This is a genomic window from Thermodesulfobacteriota bacterium, from assembly GCA_040756475.1.
In the GTDB taxonomy this organism is placed as follows: Bacteria; Desulfobacterota; Deferrisomatia; order Deferrisomatales; family JACRMM01; genus JBFLZB01.
Genome location: JBFLZB010000229.1, coordinates 1 through 6,737, shown reverse-complemented (window position 1 = coordinate 6,737; position 6,737 = coordinate 1). Strand labels below are relative to the sequence as shown.

The window sequence follows — 6,737 nt, the reverse complement described above, 5'->3', positions numbered from 1 at the left end:
GAATCTCCTCACCCAGGAAACCTCCATCAAGCGCGGTACCCAGACCAAGCGCCGCCGCGCAGGCTGGGATGACGCCTATCGCCTCAAAGTGCTGGCTGGCTAAGGTTTTTATGTGCGATCGCCCTGGGGCTTGGGTGGCTGGAAATAGACTCTTGCCCGTCGTGCTGTCATCAGATTCCGGGAGAGCCGTGCAAAGCCTCCAAGCCATCTTCCTCGGTTCGTTCATCATCGGGTTCTCCGGCGCCATGATGCCCGGCCCCATGCTCACGGTGACCGTTCGCGAGGCCGCCCGCACCGGGTTCTGGGCCGGACCCCTGGTGGTGCTGGGTCACGGGATACTGGAGCTCCTGCTGGTGGCGGGGCTCGTGGCCGGTCTCGGCGCGGTCGTGTCGCGGCCCCTGTTTCTCGGAGCCGTGGGGCTCCTGGGCGGAGCCGTACTCTTGTGGATGGCCGGGTCCATGCTCTGGGGGCTGCGCACCCTGAGCCTCTCCCTCGAAGCCGGCCAGGGAGGGCGGCGCCGGGGAGGGCCCGTGCTCGGCGGGATCGTGACGAGCCTCTCCAATCCCTACTGGACGCTGTGGTGGGCCACCGTGGGCCTGTCCTACGTCACCCTCACGGCGGGAACCGGCTGGCGGGGCCCTGCCGTCTTCTTTGCGGGCCACATCCTCTCGGACCTCGTCTGGTACTCCCTGGTGGCGGCGGTGCTCCACTTCGGCCGGCGCCTGCTCACCGACCGGGTGTACCGGGCCCTGGTGGGCGCCTGCGCGGTCCTCCTGCTCTACTTCGGAGGACTCTTCGTCCACTCGGGCCTCGGCCGCCTCTCCCAACCCCCAGGGCTCTGGTGACGGCCGGGGAGCTGGCAGCCCTGGGCCTGTCCCCGGCCGCCCTGGCCGACCTCAAGGCGGCGGTCCCCGCCCTCCACCGGTGGTACCGCGCCCACGCCCGCGATCTACCCTGGCGGCGCACCCGGAATCCCTACGCCGTCTGGATCTCGGAAGCCATGCTCCAGCAGACCCGGGTGGCCGCCGTCGTCCCCTACTTCGAGCGGTGGATGGCCCTCTTCCCCACGGTTCGAGCCCTCGCCGAAGCCGACGAGATCGCGGTCCTGCGGGCGTGGGAGGGGCTGGGGTACTACGCCCGGGCCCGGAACCTCCACCGGGCGGCCCGGGAGGTGGCGGCCCGCTTCGGGGGCAGGGTTCCCGAACAGCACGAGGACTTCCGGGCGCTGCCCGGGGTGGGGCCCTACACCGCCGCCGCGGTCCTGAGCCTCGCCTTCGGCCGGGACCTGGCCGTGGTGGACGGCAACGTGCGCCGGGTGCTGGCCCGGCTCACCGCGCTGGCTTCCGATCCCCGGCGCCGTCCCCAGGCGACCGCCCTGGAGGGCCTGGCCCGCGAGCTCCTGCCCGCCGGCACCGCCGCGCTCCACAACCAGGCGGTGATGGAGCTCGGCGCCACCCTGTGCTCCCCCCGCTCCCCCGGCTGCCCCGATTGCCCCTTGCAGGGGCCCTGCCGGGCGGCGGCCTCGGGCTCCCCGGAGCAGTACCCCCTGCGGACCCCGCGAAACGCGGTGCCCCACTACCGGGTCTCCCTGGGTCTGGTGTTTCGAAACGGGAGGATCTTCATCGACCGCCGCCCGAGCCACGGACTCCTGGGAGGCCTGTGGGAGTTCCCGGGAGGCAAGGTGGAGGAAGGGGAGAACCCCGAGGAGGCCCTGCACCGGGAATTGCGGGAGGAGTTCGGCCTGCGCGTGGAGCCGGAGGGCGCCCTCCCCCAGGTCCGCCACGCGTACAGCCACTTTCGCGTTACCCTGTACCCCCACCTGTGCCGGTTTCTCGACATGGACCCCGGCCGATGCGCCGAAGGGGAGCGGGAGTGGCTCTGGGTCGACCCCGCCGACCTCCCCCGCTACCCCATGCCCCGGGCGAACCGAAAGGTGCTGGAGCACCTGGCGCGGGGGTAGGGCGGGAGATTCCCCCGCCGCGTCCGGGGAGACGGCGGGGCAAGCCCCGCCCTACGAGCTGTGCATCCGGACGTGGGTTTGGGTCGGGTAGGGACGCCTCGCCGAGGCGTCCGTCCGGGTCGGTCGCGGTCACCGCACCAGAGCACGGCGCGTTCGGCGAACGCGCCCTACCCTTTACAAGCCCAGCACGGGCGCATGGTCATCCGATCCACATCGAAATCGACGTCGAAAACGCTGGCCCCGATTTCGATATCGATTTCGATGGGTCCGGGAGGCGCGCGGGAACCTGCCCGCTTGCAATTCCTGACTCCTCCCCTAGCCTTCACGGGGTCCGCTCCTCCCTTCGCCGCCGGTGCGCACCGAGGGCCCCATGGAACGCTCCGAGACCCGCACCTTCCTCCGACGGGCCGCCGTGGCCGCGCTGGTACGCCGCGTGGTGGGCCTTGCCGTGCTCCTGGGCCTGGCGTACGGCGCCGTGGCGGTGGTCTACGCCACCCGCACCATCTTCAAGGTCCGGCTCAACTACGCCGTGGTGCTCGAGAGGCTGGGGGGCCAGCGCGAAGTGGTGACCGAGGTGGGGTGGCACGTGCGGCTGCCCTTCTTCACCCGCATCGAGCAGGAGGTGGCCCTGATGAACCAGCGGCTCTCCCTGGGGGGAGTGGACGAGCCGGTGCGGATCATCTCCCGCGAAAACGTGGCCCTGTGGACCTCGGGGGTGCTCACCTACCGGATTCGGGATCTGCGCACCTGGGCCATCGAGAACCTGCGGCCCCAGGAGCTCTTCCAGGCGGACTACGACGGCCTGGTGAAAGACATCCTCCAGGCCCAGGAGCTCAACCGCCTGGTGAGCGATCGCGAGCAGATCAAGGAGGAGATCTATCGGGCCCTCAAGGAACGCCCCATCAACGTGGGCGGACCCACCCTGGAGCAGAAGTACGGCTTGGAGGTCGTGAGCTTCGTGCTGCGGGAGACCCGCTTCGGGGACAACCTGGTGGAGGCCAGCGAGGAGAAGAAGCGCCGCGAGCTCATCGCCGAGGCGGAAAACTACGCCGCCGACCAGGAGGCGAGCCGCATTCGCAAGCTCTACGCGGCTTACGTGGAGAGCATCCGGGAGCTCCAGCGGGGGGTGGGGCGGCCCGACGGCTCCACCGACACGGCCCTCCTGGAGTTCCTCAACCAGCAGAAGTGGTCCTCCGCCTACGAGAAACACCAGGCGGGGCAAAACACCGTGGTGATCCAGAACACCGGCGCAACCCCCAGCCTGGCCCTGCCCCTGCCCGCGGCCTCCCCGGCCGCACCCCGCTGACATGGCCAGGCGACTCACCAAGGAGATCCGCACCGTACGGCTCCCGGAGCGCCGCATCCGGGAGATCGAAGAGCTCGTGGCCTCCTGGCCGTACGAGACCAAGGCCTTCCTGCGCGCACGCCTGAACCAGTTCACCCCTCCCTCGGGGCTCGTCCACGCCGCCGTGGAGGGCCTGCTCTCCCTCTTCTACCGGCCCCGGGAGCAGGGCTTCGCCATCCTCAAGGACCCCCAGATCCTCACCGACTGGCAGCGCCGGTTCGAGTTCTCGGGGGAGACCTCGCCCCGGGCAGCCTGGAACCGGATGCTCGAAAAGGAGCTCTCGGCCAACGACTACACCTACCTGCTCGCGCTGCTCAACCGGGAGCTCACCGACGTCCACGTGCCCTCGGCGTTCCAGGACCTCCTGGAGAAGATCTACCGGGTCCACGTGCGCAAAGAGTACCTGGCGGACCCCGAGGTACCCAAGGCGCCGCTCCTGCTCGTCGTAGGCCCCAGCGGCGGCGGCAAGACCGCGACCACCACCGAGGCCCTCGAGGCCGTGGTTTTCCGCCACGAGATCGTGCCGGAGGTGGACCTGGGGAAGAAGCGCGCCGATGTCCTGGCCGACGAGCCCTTCTGGCGCACCATCGAGGCCGTGGATCCCACCCTGGCCCAGGAGATCGCCCGGCGCCGGCGCCTGAAGCTCTACCGGTTCCTCTCCGCCACCCCCCTGGTCCGGCGGCTCTTCCAGAAGCACATCGCCCGCCACCTGGCGGAGCTCCAGGAGCGGGGCGTCCCCGTGGACTACGCGGTGGTGACTCCCAACGACTACCAGACCGCCCTGGCCGGCGAGCCGGGCAACTACCTGCGCAAGGCCCTGGGGGACCCCCGCCGCACCTCCATCCGCCACGTGGAAGAGGCCCACAGCGCCTTCGGCCGGGTGGAGAGCCGGTCGAGCTCGGTCTCGAGCCAGCAGCAGACCCTGGTGGACACGGCCAACATCATCCTGGACGAGATCATCGACGGCCAGCGGGACTGCCTGCTCGTGGCCACCACCGACCAGCCCGAGCGGTTCGACCCGGCCATCTACCGCCGCTTCGCGGAAAAGGGCCGCATCGTCGACGTCTCGGAGTTCTGGAAGGGGCCGGACAACCTGCGGGAGATCGTGCGGCTGGAGCTGCGGCGCGCCGACATCCGGGTGGGTGCGGCGCCGCCCGGCCCCCTGCCCCCCGGAGTTTCCTACCTCTCTCCCGCGGAGCTCGACGAGACGGTGGAGCGCCTCTACCCCCTGTTCCGGGAACGGGCCCTCAAGGTCACCCCTTCCTACGTGCGCAAGCTCGTGCGCTCCATCGTGGAGCTGCGGGGCGAGCTCCGGCCCGGGCACCTGGACGACGCCCTCCTGGTGCGCACCGCCTTCGAGCAGGTGGCCCGCAACGCCCATGGGGACCTCTACAAGCGGGTCGTGGACCGGATGGACCGCAGCGTACGCTGGGAGCAGTACGTGGGCGCCGTGAAGGACCAGTTCTCGGAGCTCGCCATGAACTGCCTCCACTACGGGGTGAGCGACGAAAAGGGGCTGGTGCTGGCGGGCCCCCCGGGCAGCGGCAAGACCTTCCTGGCCCGGGCCTGGCTGAGCGAGAACCCCGACGTGCACGACCTGGCGGTACGCCCCTCGGACCTCCAGGACCCCAACAACCCCATCGACGGCACGGTGGCGAACCTGGAGCACGTCTACGACATCGCCAAGATGATCGCCCCGGCGGTGGTCTTCATCGACGAAGGCGACGCCCTGGTGCCCCGCCGCAGCGCCGCCGGAGGTGCTCCCCAGGACAAGCTCACCAACACCTTCCTTGCCATCGTGGACGGCGAGGTTCCCCTGAACCGGGTCTTCACAGTTCTCACCACCAACCGCCTGGACATCCTCGACCCGGCGCTGGTGCGCTCCAAGAGGCTCAAGGCCCTGGAGGTCTCGGGGCACCTGCGCAGCGCCGACATCGCCGAGATCGTGGCAAAGAAGCTCGCCGGCATCCCCCTGGCCGAGGGCCTGGACCCGGAGCGCCTGGAGGAAGCCGCCCGCTCCGTGTGCAACACCCCGGCCGACTACGCCGCCTTCGTGGACAAGGCCCTGGCGCTGCGGGCCACCGAGTGGGAGGTGATCGGGCGGCTGCGGGAGCTCGCGGCCGCCCTCCCCGAAGCCCGGGAGAACTTCGTCAAGTTCAACCTGCGCATCCTCGGGAGCATCCTGGAGGCCCTCGGGGCGCCCCAGACGGTGAAGACCCGCCTGCGGGCCGAGCCCCTGGAGTTCCTGCGGCACTGCGACGAGGTGCTGGCCCTGGTGGGACCCGACCGGCACAGCGGCCAGTATCCCCTGGCGCCCTCCCACCTCCAGGCGGCCCGGGAGGAGCTGGGGCAGAGCCCCACCAAGAAGGGCAAGGTCCAGCTCGATCAGTTCCTCGAGGCGGAGCTCAGCCAGGAGCCCCAGGTGGGGTTCATCATCGGCGCCGGCGCGAGCGAAGTGGCGGGGGTTCTCCTGCCCATCGCCACGAGCCTCGTCTACAACCTCTCGGAGGAAAAGGTCCTGGTGACCGGAGCGGTGTCCTCCTCGGCGCCCAACGCCGCCGAGATGGACATGGCCGTACAGATGACCCAGCAATCGGCCCGGGAGGCCCTGACCCTGGTGGAGAACTACCTCCAGGGGCTCGTCCCCCGGGTCAACGCGGCGCGGGTGCTCGGCGAGTTCCTGGACAAGTACACCGTGCACCACCAACTGCTCTCGGCCTCCTACGCCGTGGGCGGGCCGTCGGCGGGATACGCCCTGGCCATCAACACCCTCTCGGCCCTGCTCCTGCTGCCCGTCTACAACGACTTCGGCATCACCGGGGCCCCCTGGACCAAGGGGGTGCGGCGGGGAGAAGTGGGGAGCCCGGTCCTGATCGGCGGGCATCGCAGGAAGGCGGAAAAGGTTCTCCAGCATCTGCGAAGGATGTACCTGCCGCTTCAAAACTATAAAGACCTGGAACCAGACTTCCTCGCGGGGTACTGGACCCAGGGCAAGGACGTCTTGGCAGTCACCCACTTCGGGGATCTGGTCGCCGAGGTGCTGTGGCTCGGGGCAGAGCACCACGAGGCCCTCTCGGGCCTCATCGCGGCGCGCATCGACTACAAGCTGCGCAAGCACCGGGGAGAGGTGCCCCCTCCCGGAGCCAAGCAGCGCATCCTCTCCCGCAAGGCCGAGCTCAAGGCCGCCCTGGAAAAGGAGCTCGGGCGCCGCCTGGAAGCCATCCGCCGCTATCTGGAGAGCCCCGAGCGCGACCCCCACCTCTCGCTGGAAGAAATCTTCCGCCGCAACCGCCGCCTCCCCCTCTGGGGCCTCGGGCGCCTGCGCGCCCGCAAGACCCGGGAGGAAAGGGAGTAGGGTTCCCGGTTCCCGGTTCCCGGTTCCCAGTTCCCGGTTCCCAGTTCCGGGTTGAGATCTCGACCGGGAACAGCGGC

4 protein-coding genes are annotated in these 6,737 nt (G+C 70.0%); all 4 read left to right on the top strand.

Annotated features, from left to right (window positions below; translation table 11 throughout):
• Positions 1-188: 188 nt before the first annotated feature.
• The 4 genes from AB1578_21080 to AB1578_21065 all read left to right on the top strand — a co-directional run bounded on the left by AB1578_21080 (position 189) and on the right by AB1578_21065 (position 6,660).
• Positions 189-845 carry a LysE family transporter gene (locus AB1578_21080; GenBank protein MEW6490390.1) on the top strand — a complete coding sequence of 219 codons (657 nt, stop codon included), beginning with the start codon at positions 189-191 and terminating at the stop codon, positions 843-845.
• On the top strand, positions 842-1,960 hold the full coding sequence (gene mutY, locus AB1578_21075) for an A/G-specific adenine glycosylase (protein MEW6490389.1): 1,119 nt from the start codon (positions 842-844) through the stop codon (positions 1,958-1,960). Before AB1578_21080 ends, mutY begins: the two co-directional genes overlap by 4 nt.
• 370 nt (positions 1,961-2,330) lie before the next feature.
• Complete coding sequence (locus AB1578_21070) at positions 2,331-3,266, top strand: SPFH domain-containing protein (GenBank protein ID MEW6490388.1); 936 nt, start codon at positions 2,331-2,333, stop codon at positions 3,264-3,266.
• 1 nt (position 3,267) lies between these two features.
• Positions 3,268-6,660 carry an AAA family ATPase gene (locus AB1578_21065; protein MEW6490387.1) on the top strand — a complete coding sequence of 1,131 codons (3,393 nt, stop codon included), beginning with the start codon at positions 3,268-3,270 and terminating at the stop codon, positions 6,658-6,660.
• The last annotated feature ends 77 nt before the right edge of the window (positions 6,661-6,737 follow it).

Coding starts and splice junctions, on each gene's coding strand:
- AB1578_21065 (MEW6490387.1), top strand. CDS start 3,268: ATGGCCAGGCGACTCACCAAGGAGATCCGCACCGTACGGCTCCCGGAG.
- AB1578_21070 (MEW6490388.1), top strand. CDS start 2,331: ATGGAACGCTCCGAGACCCGCACCTTCCTCCGACGGGCCGCCGTGGCC.